The sequence below is a fragment of the Micromonospora sp. CB01531 genome (assembly GCF_001905095.1).
In the GTDB taxonomy this organism is placed as follows: domain Bacteria; phylum Actinomycetota; class Actinomycetes; order Mycobacteriales; family Micromonosporaceae; genus Micromonospora.
The window spans coordinates 1-14,232 of the sequence record NZ_LWLS01000079.1; the positions used below are offsets into that span (position 1 = coordinate 1).

General features: G+C 72.9%; 12 protein-coding genes and 2 pseudogenes. 8 read left to right on the forward strand and 6 right to left on the reverse strand.

What is annotated here, in order from left to right; translation table 11 throughout:
* Window positions 1-49: 49 nt before the first annotated feature.
* Entirely contained in the window at window positions 50-1,198 is a 1,149-nt protein-coding gene (locus tag A6A27_RS22785) for an RNA-guided endonuclease InsQ/TnpB family protein (protein ID WP_073836739.1), read from the reverse strand.
* Between the two features lie 23 nt (window positions 1,199-1,221).
* Between A6A27_RS22785 and tnpA the strand changes: the two genes are divergently transcribed.
* Window positions 1,222-1,653: an IS200/IS605 family transposase gene (tnpA, locus tag A6A27_RS22790; RefSeq protein ID WP_073836687.1), complete on the forward strand. Its 432-nt coding sequence runs from the start codon at window positions 1,222-1,224 to the stop codon at window positions 1,651-1,653.
* A 58-nt stretch (window positions 1,654-1,711) separates the two neighbouring features.
* A pseudogene (locus A6A27_RS46140) lies at window positions 1,712-1,849 on the forward strand (low temperature requirement protein A); the annotation flags it as partial.
* Between the two features lie 39 nt (window positions 1,850-1,888).
* Here the strand turns inward: A6A27_RS46140 and A6A27_RS22800 are convergent.
* Window positions 1,889-2,261 (reverse strand): annotated as a pseudogene (locus A6A27_RS22800) (LLM class flavin-dependent oxidoreductase); the annotation flags it as partial.
* A gap of 159 nt (window positions 2,262-2,420) precedes the next feature.
* Between A6A27_RS22800 and A6A27_RS22805 the strand changes: the two are divergent.
* From A6A27_RS22805 to A6A27_RS22815, 3 genes are all read left to right on the forward strand, one after another.
* Entirely contained in the window at window positions 2,421-3,635 is a 1,215-nt protein-coding gene (locus tag A6A27_RS22805) for a low temperature requirement protein A (protein ID WP_073836688.1), read from the forward strand.
* A gap of 123 nt (window positions 3,636-3,758) precedes the next feature.
* Window positions 3,759-5,042, forward strand: coding sequence for a low temperature requirement protein A (locus A6A27_RS22810; protein WP_241825404.1), 1,284 nt, complete (start codon window positions 3,759-3,761; stop codon window positions 5,040-5,042).
* Between the two features lie 61 nt (window positions 5,043-5,103).
* Window positions 5,104-5,949 (forward strand): DUF1028 domain-containing protein, encoded by an 846-nt coding sequence (locus A6A27_RS22815; protein ID WP_073836690.1) that lies wholly within the window; start codon window positions 5,104-5,106, stop codon window positions 5,947-5,949.
* Window positions 5,950-6,027: 78 nt separating this feature from the next.
* On the opposite strand, the gene A6A27_RS22820 is transcribed toward A6A27_RS22815, so the two are convergent.
* Complete coding sequence (locus A6A27_RS22820) at window positions 6,028-6,699, reverse strand: maleylpyruvate isomerase family mycothiol-dependent enzyme (protein WP_073836691.1); 672 nt, start codon at window positions 6,697-6,699, stop codon at window positions 6,028-6,030.
* Window positions 6,700-6,804: 105 nt separating this feature from the next.
* Here A6A27_RS22820 and A6A27_RS22825 point away from each other — a divergent pair, with 105 nt between their 5' ends.
* Complete coding sequence (locus A6A27_RS22825) at window positions 6,805-7,257, forward strand: YbhB/YbcL family Raf kinase inhibitor-like protein (RefSeq protein WP_073836692.1); 453 nt, start codon at window positions 6,805-6,807, stop codon at window positions 7,255-7,257.
* On the opposite strand, the gene A6A27_RS22830 is transcribed toward A6A27_RS22825, so the two are convergent.
* Complete coding sequence (locus tag A6A27_RS22830) at window positions 7,258-8,145, reverse strand: phosphatase PAP2 family protein (RefSeq protein ID WP_073836693.1); 888 nt, start codon at window positions 8,143-8,145, stop codon at window positions 7,258-7,260. It lies immediately after the preceding gene.
* 85 nt (window positions 8,146-8,230) lie between these two features.
* On the opposite strand from A6A27_RS22830, the gene A6A27_RS22835 reads away from it, so the two are divergent.
* Window positions 8,231-8,914 carry a DUF3159 domain-containing protein gene (locus A6A27_RS22835; RefSeq protein WP_073836694.1) on the forward strand — a complete coding sequence of 228 codons (684 nt, stop codon included), beginning with the start codon at window positions 8,231-8,233 and terminating at the stop codon, window positions 8,912-8,914.
* A gap of 714 nt (window positions 8,915-9,628) precedes the next feature.
* The gene (locus A6A27_RS22840; RefSeq protein ID WP_073836695.1) at window positions 9,629-11,122 is read left to right on the forward strand and encodes a GH1 family beta-glucosidase; all 1,494 of its coding nucleotides are present in this window, start codon (window positions 9,629-9,631) and stop codon (window positions 11,120-11,122) included.
* Window positions 11,123-11,169: 47 nt separating this feature from the next.
* On the opposite strand, the gene A6A27_RS22845 is transcribed toward A6A27_RS22840, so the two are convergent.
* Together A6A27_RS22845 and A6A27_RS22850 are read right to left on the reverse strand one after the other, a co-directional pair.
* A complete protein-coding gene (locus A6A27_RS22845; RefSeq protein ID WP_013287300.1) occupies window positions 11,170-11,592 on the reverse strand; it encodes a roadblock/LC7 domain-containing protein in 423 nt (140 codons plus the stop codon).
* The gene (locus tag A6A27_RS22850; RefSeq protein ID WP_073836696.1) at window positions 11,589-14,219 is read right to left on the reverse strand and encodes a sensor histidine kinase; all 2,631 of its coding nucleotides are present in this window, start codon (window positions 14,217-14,219) and stop codon (window positions 11,589-11,591) included. Before A6A27_RS22850 ends, A6A27_RS22845 begins: the two co-directional genes overlap by 4 nt.
* Window positions 14,220-14,232 lie beyond the last annotated feature (13 nt).

Here is a 14,232-nt window from a genome sequence, read left to right on the forward strand (position 1 = left end):
GTCCTGAAGGGCCGAGCTTGCAGATCGTGCTCGGTGCTGGCTGCATCGGTCACGCCGCGTTTGGCAGGCTGGCGGCTGCCCAGTCCGTAGCACCGCGGGTGGCGATGTTGCGGGCTGCGTTCACGTCGGCGTGCTCAGCGAAGCCGCACGACGTGCATCGGAAGGTGGATTGGTTGGGCCGGTTGGCCTTGGCGATGTGCCCGCAGGCGGAGCAGCCCTGCGAGGTGTACGCCGGGTCCACGTGGACGAGGGCCAGCCCGGCCCGGGCGGCTTTGTAGGCGATGTACTGGCCGAGTTGGTGGAATGCCCACGAGTGCAGGGTGACCCGCTGGGGCCGTCGGAGCCGTACCCGGTCGCGGATGCCCGTGAGGTTTTCCAGGGCGATGCCGCGGCCGGTGCGTTCGGCCTCGGTCACGATCTGCTTGGCGATGCGATGGTTGGTGTCGGCCGCGAACCGGGCTTCCTTACGGCGGCGGGCCTTCAACAGCCGCTTGGCCGATTTGGTGCCGATGCGCTGGAGCTTGGCCCTCAGCCGCTGGTTGCGGTGCCTGACCCGGTTCAACCCCTTGCCGCTGTGCCGGGTCCCGTCGTTGGTGGTGGCAATGTTTGCGAGGCCCAGGTCCACGCCGAGGAACCCGTCAGGCTCTTTCACCTCCATGTCAGGGATGTCGCAGGTGGCGTACAGGTACCACTTGCCGTCGCGGTGCACCAGGTCGGACTCGCCCTTGCGGTGGGCGGCCAGCGTGGCGTACTGCTGCTCGGAGCAGCCGAAGCGGATGCCGGCCTGCCGCCCCGCGATGGTCCAGATGGAGACCGTGCGGGTCTGCATCTGCCAGGACAAGCAGCGGTCGTCGAACGGCTGCCCGGCGTCCCGACGGAACCCGACCGGCTTCGCCTCGGCGTTGCGGCGGCGTTTCGACCCGGGCTTGCCGAGGTTACCGGCACCGATGTTGGCCTTCAGGGTGGCGTACGCGCCAGCGACCTTGCGGGCGACATGGATCGCAGGCTGAGCCGACAACCCCATCGCCTTCAGCCGACCGTAGGTGAGCCGCTGCAACGACTGCTTGCCGAACACCCGCGCCCGGTACGCCTCGCCGGACACCAGGTTCGCGGCCTCGTTGCACAAGCTCAGCGTGTCCCGCAACGCCGCCTCCTGGCCGGCGTCGGGGAACAGCCGCACCTGCACGACCAGCTTCACGTCCACAGTATACCGTCTGGCCTATGTCACCCCGATGGACCCCAGACCCCGACGTCCGGCGAGGCCGCAGCGTCGTCTACAACCTGCACGTCCATCTTGTCTTCGTCACCAAGTCCCGGCGGGACGTGCTCAACGACGCCATGCTCACTCGGTGCGGGCAGATCATGGCTGACGTGTGCGCGAAGCTCGGCGCGGAACTGCGGGAGTTCAACGGCGACCACGACCACGTCCACCTGCTCGTCCACTACCCACCGAAACTACCGATCTCAACCCTGGTCAACCGGCTCAAGGGCGTCTCCGCGCACTACCTGCGGCAGGAGTTCACCGGCCGGATCAACCGGCACATCATGCACGGCCACCTGTGGTCGCCGTCGTACTTCGCCGGATCGTGCGGTGGAGCACCCCTCGCCGTCATCCGTGAGTACATCGAAAACCAGAAACGTCCAGGCTCGTGACGCGATTCGAAGGGACCGGGATTCCTCGCTAGGCCAGGTTGAACTCTTCTTCGACCTGGTGTTCGTCTTCGCGCTCGCCCGGATCGGGACCCGCGCCTTCGAGGACCTGGCGGTGGCGCCGGGACACGGAATCGTGTGGCGGGCGGTCACCGAGGGCGGCAAGACCCTGCTGCTGGGGCTCGCGCTCTGGGCGGTCTGGCAGGGCACCGCGTGGACGACCAGCCAGTACGACGCGTACCACACAGCGCGGCGCGCAGGAAGCGCAGCATGTCCCTGGTCCGCTGGTACGGCTCCTCAAACCGGCCGGCGTTCCAGTCACGGACGAGCACCGGCGAGGACGCGCCGATGCCGAGGGCGAACCGGCCGGGGGCGGCCTCGGCGAGCGCGGCGGCGCTCATCGCGAGCAGCCCGGGCCCTCGGGTGAAGACCGGGGCGATCGCCGTGCCGAGGCGCAGCCGGGGTTGCCACGCGGCGGCGAGCGCCAGCGGCGTGAACGCGTCGGCCCCGGCCACCTCCGACGACCAGACGTCGGTGAAGCCGGCCCGGTCGAGGGCCGCGTAGACCGGGGCGTGGTCGGCGAGCGGGATGCCGCTCAGCGGAACCGTCATGCCCCATCTGATCGTCACTGGTCGATCGTGCCCGCTCGCCGTCCCCCTGAGCAAGATCCGGACCGGTCCCGACCCGATCGAAAAGCACGATAGACGCCAACAGAACCGGAAAGAGTGTTACGACTGCCAGATGGGCTGGACCGACGGGGGGAGGCGACCATGACGGCCGCCGAACCGCCGGGTCGGCTGCAAAGCGAGGACGCCGCGAAACGGGCGACCTTCCTCGAACTCTTCTTCGACCTGGTGTTCGTCTTCGTGCTCGCCCGAATCGGGACCCGCGCCTTCGAGGACCTGGCGGTGGCACCGGGACACGGAATCGTGTGGCGGGCGGTCACCGACAGCGGCAAGACCCTGCTGCTGGGCCTCGCGCTCTGGGCGATCTGGCAGGGCACCGCATGGACGACCAGCCAGTACGACGCGTACCACACCTCGATCCAGGCCATCGTGATCATCGCCCTGGTGGGCAGCATGGTGATGGGGGTGGCGATCCCCCGGGCGTTCGCCCAGGCCGGGCTCGCCTTCGCCGTCGCGTACGTGGTGACGCAGGTGAGCCGGCCGGTGATCCTGCTGGCGGCGCTGGGCGGGCACCCGTACCGCCGGGTGAAACAACGCATGCTGATCACGTTCGGGGTGACCGGCGTGCTCTGGTTGACCGGGGCGTTCCTGCCCACCGTGCCGCGGGTGGCGCTCTGGGCGACCGCCCTCGCCCTGGAGGGTCTGGCGATGCGGACCGGCTGGCCGGTGCCCATGATGGGCCGCTCTGCCATCTCCCGCTGGGACATCGCCGGGGAGCACCTGGCCGAGCGGTACCAGCAGTTGTTCCTGGTCGCGCTCGCCGAGTCGATCCTCGTCGCCGGCCTGGAATTCAGCGAGCGGCCCCCCGGCCTGTACAGGGCCGCCGCCTTCGCCACAGCGCTCGTCACCTCGGTGCTGCTGTGGCGGATCTACGTGCAGCGGGCCGGGCAGATCCTGGCCGAGGCGGTGACGAAGGCCGCCCATCCCGCCACCATCGGCCGGTCTGCCGCCGACACCCACCTGGTGATGGTGATCGGCGTGGTCGCCACCGCGATCGGCTTCGAGCTGGTCGCCGACCATCCGGCAGGGCACAGCCACAGCGTGTGGGTCGCGATGACCCTCGGGGGCCCGGCGCTCTTCCTGGCCGGTCGGGCCCGCTTCGAGTACGAGGTCTTCGGCCGCGTGTCGCCGTCGCGCTGGGTGGCCATCCTGGTTCTCCTGGCGTCGGCGCCGCTGCTGCTGCACGTGGCGACCTTGGCGTCCGGGGTGGCTGCCGCCGTGGTGCTGTTCGGGGTGGCGGTGGCCGACGCCCGCCGGGCCCGGGGTCGCCCACCCGAGGAGGCCGCCCCACCGTTCTGAGGAAGATGCCGCCCCCGACCGACGCCCCGACCACGCCGGGCGAGTGGACTGCGGCGTGCCGGCGAGCCGGCACCGCCCTGGTGACGGCAATCCAGGCGATACGGGCCGGAGCACCGGAGGCGCGTGTTACGACTGCCAGGTGGCCTGGAGCTACGGCGGGAACTGCCGACCATGACGACCGGTGACGAGACCGGTGGGCAGGTCGATCGCGAAAAGCGCACAAGCGCCGCGGCGGTGTCGACCCGCGCCACGTTCCTGGAGCTCTTCTTCGACCTGGTGTTCGTCTTCGCGCTCACCCGCATCACCGCTCGTTCCTTCCAGGACCTGGCCCTGGAGCCGGGCGGGACCACGGGGTTCTCGCCGATCACCGGCGGCGGCAAGACCCTGCTGCTGCTGTTGGCGCTGTACACGGTGTGGCAGGGCACCGCCTGGACCACCAGCCGGTACGACCCGTACCACACCTCGATCCAGGCGATCGTGATCATCGCGTTGGTGGGCAGCATGGTGATGGGGGTGGCCATCCCCCGCGCGTTCAGGGTGACCGGCCTGGCGTTCGCGGTCGCGTATGTGGTCACGCAGGTCTCCCGACCGCTGATCCTGATGATCACCCTGGGTCACCATCAGAACCGGCGGCTCAAGGTGCGGATGCTGATCACGTCCAGCGCGACCGGGGTGCTCTGGCTGGTCGGGGCGTTCGTGCCGACCAACCCTCGGATCGTGCTGTGGGCGGTGGCGTTGGGCATCGAGTACCTGGCGGGGCGCACGGGCTGGCCGGTGCCTGGACTGGGGCGGTCCGCCATCTCCCGCTGGGACATCGCCGGGGAGCACCTGGCCGAGCGCTACCGGCAGTTCTTCCTGGTCGCGCTCGGTGAGACGATCATCGTGGCCGGGTTCTCCTACAGCGCGCGTCCGTTCAGCGCCAACCCCACCATCGCCTTCGCCATCGCGCTGCTCACCTCGATCCTGCTCTGGCGGATCTACTTCCAGCGGGCCGGACAGATCCTCGGCGAGGCGGTCCTCAAGGCGCGATACCCCGCGACGATCGGCCGGTCCGCCGCCGACACCCACGGCGTCATGCTGGTCGGTATTGCCGCTATCGCCATCGGTTATCAGCTGACCATCGAGCATCCGCTGCATCGGACCGAGGCGGCCTGGGTCGTGTTGATCATCCTCGGCCCGGCAGTCTTTCTGGCCGGTCGGGCCCGGTTCGAGTACGAGGTCTTCGGCCGGGTGTCGCCGTCCCGGTGGATCGCGATGCTGGTCCTGCTCGCCTCGGTGCCGCTGCTCCTGCGTTACCCGCCGCTGATCGCCTCGGCCGTGTCCGCCGTCGTGCTGGCTGCGGTGGCGTTGGCCGACGCCCGCCGGGCGCGGGGCAAGCCGCCGGAGGCGGCCAAGCCGCCCTTCTGAACCATCGCCCCGCGGCCTGCGCGGGATCGTCCGAACCTGCTGCCGGCGCTACCATCCGCGCGTGACCTTCTCGATCGTGGCGCGCTCCGCCGACAGGCGCCTGCACGGCGTCGCCGTGGCCAGCAAGTTCCTCGCCGCCGGTGCGCTGGTCTCGGCCGCCGAGGCCGAGGTGGGCGCCGTGGCCACCCAGGCGCACGTCAACCTGGCCTACCGGTCGCAGGGGCTGGCGCTGCTGCGGACCGGCGTGGCCCCGGCGGACGTGGTGGCCGGCCTGGTCGCCGCCGACCCGGGCCGGGACGACCGGCAGCTCGGCGTCGTCGGGACAACCGGCGACGGGGCCACCTGGACCGGGCCGCGCTGCCACCCGTGGTCCGGCGGCCAGGCCGGTGACGGCTGGGCGGCACAGGGCAACATCCTGGCCGGGCCGCAGGTCATCGACGCGATCCGGGACGCCTGGCTGGGCGGGGCCGAGCTGCCCTTCCCCCGGCGGCTGCTGGCCGCGCTGCAGGCCGGTGACCGGGCGGGCGGTGACCGGCGCGGCCGGCAGAGCGCCGGCCTGCTGGTGGTGCAGCACCGTGGCGGCTACGCCGGCACCGGCGACGAGCTGGTCGACCTGCGGGTGGACGACCACCCCGACCCGGTCACCGAGCTGGGCCGCCTGCTCGACACGCACACCATGCTCTTCGGCAAGCCCAATCCGGCCACCCTGCGGGACCTCGCCGGCCCGCTCGCCGACGAGGTGGCCGCGCGCCTGGCCGCCGCCGGCCACCCGGTCGGCCCGGCCGGCCTGGACGACGCGCTCGCCTCCTGGGCCGGGGTGGAGAACCTTGAGGAGCGCCTCGTTCCCGGCCGGATCGACCCGATCGTCCTGGACCACCTGCGGCGCACCACCCCGGCCGACCGCTGACCCGCCGGCCGGCGACGCCGGCCGCCAGGCGAGCGCTCCCGCCTGTCGGCGCCCGGCGCGGCGGCCCCGCCGGAGCGGTCAGCCGCCGAAGGAGAGCCAGCGGAACCCGGACCGGTCGACCAGGGTCCGCTCCCGGTCGGTGAGCGGCGCCCGGCCGGTGGCCTTGCGGACCAGGGTCAGCGGGTCCCAGCCGAGCCCGTCCGGCACCGGCCGGCCGTTGGTCAGGAGGTCCGCCACCACCTGCGCCGCCGTCGGGGTCAGCCAGGGCCGCCGGTCCAGCGCGTCGGCCAGGTCCAGGCCGTGCACCCCGACCTCCACCACCCGGGTACGCAGGAACTCGGTGAGCGTCATCGCATCGCCGTGCCGGGTGCGGACCAGCCGCCCCGGCGGCTGCGCGGCGACCGCCGCGTCGGCCGCCCGCCAGGCCCGCGCGAAGCCGTCCGCCACCTCGGCTACGCCGGCCAGCTGGCGCGCCTCCCGTCGGGCACTGTCGATCCGGGCGCTGTCCACCTCCGGGGTGAACTTGGCGGCCCCGAAGTAGCCGGCGGCATCCACCTCCGCCCGCTCGGGCGCCGGGGCGGCGAGCATGTCAACGAGGCGTCCCGCGCCGGTCGACACGTGTGCCAGCAGGTCGCGGACCGCCCAGGGTGGGCAGGGCGTGGGCCGGTCCAGGTCCGCCTCGGCCAGGCCCCGCAGCACCTCCTCCAGCCGCCCGCACTCGTCCCGGAACGCCACTCGTACGGTCTCCATGGGCCCCTCCCGGTCGGCTGCCTGGCCTGCCAGCCTGCCACCCGCCGTTTCGTCGCCCACCCGCCGGGTACGCGCGGCGGGACGACGAGGAGGAGGCGCGGAAAGATGGCCGGCATCATGCTGCGGAGCACCGCCTTCAACGACCACGACCTGCTACCGGGACGCTTCTCCCGCGAGGGCGGAAACGTCTCGCCGCCCCTGGAGTGGTCCCAGGTCCCCGACGCGGCCTGCGAGCTCGTGCTGTACGTCGAGGACCCGGACGCCGGAAAGACTCCTTTCCTGCACTGGCTGGTGACCGGGATCTCGCCCCGGTCCGGCGGGGTCGCCGAGGGCGGCGTGCCGCTGGGCGGCCAGGAGTGGCCCAACGACTTCGGCAGCACCGGGTGGGGCGGCCCGCACCCGCCGGCGCACGAGGACCCGCACCGGTACTTCTTCCGGCTCTACGCCCTCGAGCGGCCGCTGGAACTGCCGGAGACACCCCAGGTCACCGACGTGCAGCGGGCGCTGACCGACAAGGAGATCGCCAGCGGCACCATGGTCGGCACCTACTACCGCTGATCAACCCTTGTGACGGGGCACCAGGCGGTGCACCAGCGCGAGGACCAGCGCGGCCACCACCGCGATCGTCCCGGCGATGCCAGCCGCGCTGCCCGCGTACCCGATGAAGAGGGGCCGGCGGGTGAGTTCGTCGGCGGGGGTGTCGGAGAGTCGGGCCAGCCAGAGTAGGGCCAGCGCGGACGCGACGAGCGCGAGCGCGCCGCCCAGGCCGAGCACGGCGGCGGCCTTCGGGTGTGCGTCGGCCGGGGAGATCTTCGCCCGTTCCCGCTGGAAGACGAGGAGCACCAGGCCGGCGACCGCCGCCCAGATCCCGACCAGGAGGTACGCGGCGACGGCGTCGCTGGGTCGGTGCCAGCCGGCGGAAAGGGTAGCCACCCCGGCGGCGGCGGCGTAGCCGGCGCCGAGGAACGCGCCCACCGCCCGCACCCTCGGCGGCAGCACTAGGATCAGCGCGACAGCCACCGAGGCGGCCACCGCGGTATGGCCGCTGGGCAGGCTGTTGCCGACGGCTGCCCGCGCCGGGTCGATGCCGAAGTCGGGGCGGGTCAGGCTGTGCTTGAGCAGTTGGGTGCTGACGTTGGCGCCGGCGATCAGCAGGGTGGCGGTGACGGCGAGGGCCTTGCGGCCGCGGATCAGCGCGATGAAGCCGATCACCGCGGTCGCGGCCAGCAGGGACACCACCGACATGGCGTTGAGGATCCGGTCCACCGGCCCGTCGATACGGCTCTGGCCGATCCGGTTGCCGGTCAACGCGACCGTGTCGATCCACTGGCCGGGCGTGGTATGCACGGCGACACGCCACACCAGCAGGAACGCGGCGGCCTGTGCCAGGGCCAGTACGACCAACCAGACCGCCGTCCCGCCCCTCGCCGTCGTGCGCACCCGCACAACTTAACGGCCGGCCGCCTCCGGCGCTCGTTGGGCGCCCGTCGCGCCTCTGGCTATGTTGAGGATCGATCGGAGGAGGTGGCGAGTGACCAGCACACCGGAGCGGGAGCGGCCGACCCGGGAGCGGCCGGAGTCCCTGGCGGACCTGCTCGGAGGCCGGCGGGGAGCGCTCGACGCGACCCTGCCGCCGGCGGCGTTCGCGGTGGGCTGGCTGGCGGCTGGCCTGTGGGGCGGCGTGCTGGCGGCGCTGGTGGGCGGGGCGGCGGTGGCCGGCTGGCGGCTGCGCCGCGGGGACCGTCCGCGGTCGGTGTTGATCGGGCTGCTCGCCGTCTGCGTGGCCGCGCTGATCGCCCTGCGCACCGGGCGGGCCAGCGACTTCTTCCTGGTGCAGTTGGTGTCCAACGCGGCCAGCGCGCTGGCCTGGATGGTCAGCGTCGTGGTGCGCTGGCCGCTGCTCGGGGTGGTGGTGGGCGCGGCGCTCGGGCAGCGCGCCCGCTGGCGTCGCGATCCGGCGCTGCTGCGGGCGTACGGCCGGGCCAGCTGGGTGTGGGCGGCCACCTATCTGCTGCGGCTGGTGGTCTTCGTGCCGTTGTGGCTCGGCGGCCAGGTGGTCGCGCTGGTGGCGGCCCGGGTGGCGTTGACCTGGCCGCTGGTCGCGGCGGCATTGGCGGTGAGCTGGCTGGTGATCCGACGTTCGCTGCCGCCCGGTCATCCGGGGCTGCGGCACCCGGTCATGCCGTCCGATGGGGACGGCGGGCGGGAGCAATAAGAGAGAGGCCGCCACGGGGGGAGCGGCCTCTCCGGTGATGTACGTTACTCCGTCCGCGGCCGTCGCGTGATCCCGTGACGGCTGGATTTTCTCGGGCGTTTTCGCGGCAAGTTCGTCTTTGGGCGTGGTGGTGGGCCGGCCCGTCCGCTGCGTCGGCCGGACGGCCGGCCCACCCGGCCTGACCGTAGGGTGTCAGGCCGTTCGTCGACCGGGCGATGTGGTTCCTCTTGGGCCCGGTCGACCTCAGCCACGGGGTGGGCCTGGCCACCATGTGCGCGGTGTCTCCTCGGACCAGGCCGGAACCGTACGGCCCGGCGAGGCGCCTCCACGCGCCGTCGGGCGTGCGCGGGGGGACGGAGGCGCCCGGGAAGGTGGTCGACCCGGCCGTGTCAGGGATCGATAGCCGGGACCGTTCCTGCCCGGCACCCCGACCCAGGAGGCTCTCACCCACCGACACCGGCGGGAGGTGGAACCAGAGCCACTCGCGTGGCCCGGCTCCCGCGCGACACGCACGACCGGACGCCAATTCCACTCATGCGCGTGTGCATCACAGGTGGGGACGGGGGTTGCCCTTCCCCGTCCCCACACTAAACCTCCCTTGTCGACGGGAAAAGACCCGCGCGGTCCGCCCTCGGCACGCGGCCGGTCGCGCCTGGCCTATGCTGGGAGCGCTCCCGGCCCGTAGGGCGGCCAGTCATCCCGAGGAGAACGCCCATGTCGCTACTCACCCGACGGCGCCTGCTCCGGCGCGCCGCCCTCTCCGCGACCGCCGCCCGCGCGGTCCGGACCGGGCTGGCCGGCGCCGCCGCGGCCGGGACCGTGGCATCCGCCGCCGTCGCCGGCTGCGACGACACACCCGGTCCCGCCCCGGAGGGGGGCGCCTCGTCCGGGGCGCTGCGCTTCCCGCCCGACTTCGGCTGGGGCGCGGCCACCTCGGCCTACCAGATCGAGGGGGCGGCCAAGGAGGACGGCCGGGGTGAGTCGGTCTGGGACACCTTCAGCCGCACCCCGGGACGGACCCGCAACGGCGACACCGGTGACGTCGCCGCCGACCACTACCACCGCTACGCCGAGGACCTGGACCTCATGCGCGACCTCGGGCTGCGCAGCTACCGGTTCTCCATCTCCTGGTCACGCATCCAGGCCGACGGTTCCGGCCGACCCAACCAGCGCGGCCTCGACTTCTACCGGCGGCTGGTGGACGGGCTGCACGAGCGCGGCATCGCCCCGATGGCCACCCTGTTCCACTGGGACCTGCCGCAGGCCCTGCAGGACGCCGGCGGCTGGGAGAACCGGGACACCGCCGAACGCTTCGGCGCGTACGCGGACATCGTCTTCCGCGCCCTCGGCGACCGGGTACCGGCCTGGCTGACCATCAACGAGCCGAAGACCGTGGTGCAGAACGGCTACCTGTCGGGGCACCACGCGCCCGGCCGGCAGGACCCGGCGGCCGCCTATCTGGTCGCCCACCACCTCCAGCTCGCCCACGGCCTCGCCGTACGCGCGCTGCGCGCCGCTGGCGTCGAAGGGAGGATCGGCCCGGCGCTCAACCTGCACCCCTGCTACCCGGCCGACGACACCGCCGAGGCGGCGGCCGCGACCCGGCTCTACGACGGCTACGAGAATCGGCTCTACCTGGACTCGGTGTTCACGGGCGCCTACCCGCAGGACGTGCTGGCCGACCTGGGTGCGGACAGCCGGATGGTGCGCGGGATCCGCGACGGCGACCTCGCGGTGATCGCCAGCCCGGTGGACCTGCTCGCCGTGCAGTACTACACGCCCATCTACGTCACCGGCCAGGGCACGACGGTGCGGAAGTGGCCGACCTCTGGGGCGGAGTGGCAGCAGATCTACCCGGAGGGGATGTACGACATCCTCACCCGGGTCACCCGTGACTACGGCCCGATCCCGCTCACTATTACCGAGAACGGGCTGCCCTGCCCGGACACGCTCGCCCCGGACGGCACGGTCGACGACACCGCCCGGATCGACTTCCTCCGCGACCACTTCGCCGCCGCTCACCGGGCCATCCTCGACGGCGTGCCGCTGGAGAGCTACCACGTCTGGTCGCTGCTGGACAACTTCGAGTGGGCCGAGGGATACGACCAGCGCTGGGGACTGGTCTACGTGGACTACCCGACGCAGCGCCGGGTGCTCAAGCGCAGCGCCCACTGGTATCGCACGGTGATCCGCAACAACGGCCTCTAACCGGTTCGCGGCCCGGCCGGGCGCTCCGCCGGCCGGGCCCGCCCCGCTCAGCGGGGCAGTGCCTGCTGCAGCTCCGCCCGCAGCGCCGGGGTGAGCATCTCACCGGCCTGCTTGGCCAGCCGCGCCATCTCGTAGCCGACCACACCGATGTCCGCGTCCGCGCCGGCCAGGGTGGCCAGGATGGAGCCGTCCCGGATCTGCATGACCAGGAAGTAGCCCCGTCCCATCTCGACTACGGTCTGCTTGACGACGTCTCCGTCGAACATCTGTGCCGCGCCGGCGGTGATGCTCATCAGCCCTGAGGTGACTGCGGCGAGCTTGTCCGCGTGGTCGCGGGGCAGGTGGGCGGAGATCGCCACCAGCAGCCCGTCGGAGGACACCACCACCGCGTGCGCCACCCCCGGGACCCGCTCGGCGAACGCGTTCACCAACCAGCTCAGGTCACGTGCCTCCTGGCTCAACGTGGTCACGGTCGTTGTCCCCCTTCGCTGCGTACGCCGGCGGGCGGCATGAACATCTGGATGGTTTCCTCGGCCTCCGCCCGCCGCACCCCGCCGTAGAAGCGGGACAGCATGCCGCCGACCGCGTCCGGGTCCGGCTCGTGGCGGGGCACCGGTTGCTGCGGGCGGGCGGGCTGGCTGATCGCGCCGAGCTGGGCCATTGGCACGCGTACCGGGAGGCCCTGCGCGTTGATCCCGGCCGTGACCGGGGTCGCGGCCGGCGGCGCTGTCACGCCGAGCACCGAGGAGGCCGGACCCTGGCGGGTGAACCAGCCGCCGCCGGGCGAGCCGGCCGCCGGGGTCAGCACGTCCTCGGCCCGGACCGGCACGGGGCGGGCCTGCCGCGGCACCGCCGGCGCGGCCGGGGCCGGCGGATCGGGGCGGATCCCCGCCGACGGCATCGCCGGGCGGCCGGCCACCGGCAGCTCGGCCGCGAAGTCGGGGAACCGGCCCGCCACCGGCAGCTCGGGCGCGGGCATCTCCGGCCGGCGGCCCGCCAGCGGCAGGTCGGCCGGCGGGGCGGCGGCGTAAAGCCGGGACCGGGCGGCGAGCTGGTGGGTCAGCATCCGCGGCGCGGCGGGCTGGTCCAGCTCGGGCTCGGGTGCCGGGGCCAGCAGGTCGGCGGGGATCCGGATCCGGGCCACCAGTCCCTCGTGGTCGCTGCGCAACTTCACCTCGACGCCGTGCCGGGCGCTGAGGTGGCTGACCACGAACAGGCCCATCCGCTCGGAGGCCGCCACGTCCGCGGCCGGTGGTTCGGCCAGCAGCGTGTTCGCCTCGACCAACGCGGTCGGGCTCATCCCGAGCCCCTGGTCGACGATCTGCACCACCGCGCCGGTCCCGTCGCTCCAGGCGACGACGTGGACGACGGTGTCCGGCCGGGAGAAGGCGGTGGCGTTCTCCAGCAGCTCGGCGAAGAGGTGCACCAGGTCTCCGACCGCGTGGCCGACGAGGTGCAGGGCGGCGCTGGACCGGTGGCGGACCCGCTGGTACTGCTCGATCTCGGCGCTCGCCGCGAGCAGCACCGCGCCTAGGCCGACCGGCCGGTTCCACCGCCGGGTGGACTCCATGCCGGCGAGCACCAGCAGGCTCTCGTCGTTGCGCCGCATGCGGGCGGCGAGGTGGTCGAGCTTGAACAGGTTCTCCAGCTGCTCCGGGTCGCTTTCCTCGCGTTCCAGCTCGTCGAGGAGTTCCAGCTGCCGCTCCACCAGCACCTGGCTGCGCCGGGCCAGGTTGACGAACATGGCGTTGACGTTGCGTCGCATCATCGCCTGCTCGAGCGCGACGTCGACGGCGCTGCGGTGCACCGCCACGAATGCCTCCGCCAGCTCGCCGATCTCGTCCCGGGAGTGGACCGCCGTGGGTGGCACCTCGATCGTCGCCACCGGGCGGTCCACCGCGCGCAGCCGGTGCAGGGTGTGTGGCAGCTCCACGTGTGCGATCCGCAGCGCCTCGCCGCGTAGCAGGCGCATCGACCGGGCGATGGACCGTCCGATGAGCAGGGAGATCAGCACGGCGACCAGCAGCACCGCGACGATGCCGCCCGCCACCAGCAGGGTGTCCCGCAGTTGCTGCGCGCGGGCGCCGTCGGCGTGGCGTACCGCGTCGTTGAGGACCTCGCCCTCGAGCTGGCGGAGCAGTTCCAGCCGCTGTTCGCTGGCCGCCCACCACTCTGGTGCGGAGAGCACCGCCGGCTCGGCGGTGCCGGTGGGCAGGGTCTGCTCTTCCAGCCGGGCGGCCGCCACGAACGCCGGATTCACCGACACCAGGTCATAGCGGCGGACCTGCTCGGTGCTCGCCGCCAGGCGGAACGCGCCCAGGGCGGTGAGCTGCTGGGCCCGCAGGTCGGTCAGGGTGGCCTGGTCGTCGACGTCGTACCGGCCGGCCCGGGCGGCCGCGTAGAGCTCGGCCCGGATCCGGGAGGTGAACTCCTTGACCCGGGACAGCTGCACGTACCGCAGCACCGCGTCGGTGAGCGCCTGCTGGCCCTCCCCGGGCGACGGTTCGGCCAGCAGGTTGAGCAGGGCCCCGATGGCCCGGTGGTAGTTGCTCAGGATGGTGTCGCTGTTGAGCACCGCCGGCGGGATCGCGGCCCTGATGTAGACCACCTGGTCGTACGCCTCCAGGACCTCGGAGAACGCGACCCGCCAGGCGGCGTCGGCGCCGGCGAGCGGCTCAGCCGCCCGGCGTAGCTCGGACAGCGCCTGGTTGGCGGCCTCCTGCAACGGCTTCAGGGCGGCGATGGCCGCGTCCCGGTCTGCGCCGGCACCGGCGCGGCGCAGCGCGGCCAGTTCCCCGGCCGCGCGGTCCCGCTCCTGCTGGAGCCGGTCCACCACGGCGGTGATCTGCTGGCCGATGCCGACCTGCTCGGCGAAGGCGGTCAGCGCGCTGGTCTGTCCCGCAAGCCCTCGGGTCTGCACGCCGGCCAGCACCAGGAACGCCAACGAGGGGATGACCAGCACCGTCGCGAGCTTGGTGCCGATCCGCCAGTCCCGCAACCGGAACGCCGAGCGCCGTCGGTGGGGCACCACGCGGTCGCGCCGGCTCCGGCCCGGGCGGGCGGCCGTTCCGCGAGCCGGGTCGGGACCTGCGCCCACGCTTGCCTCCTCG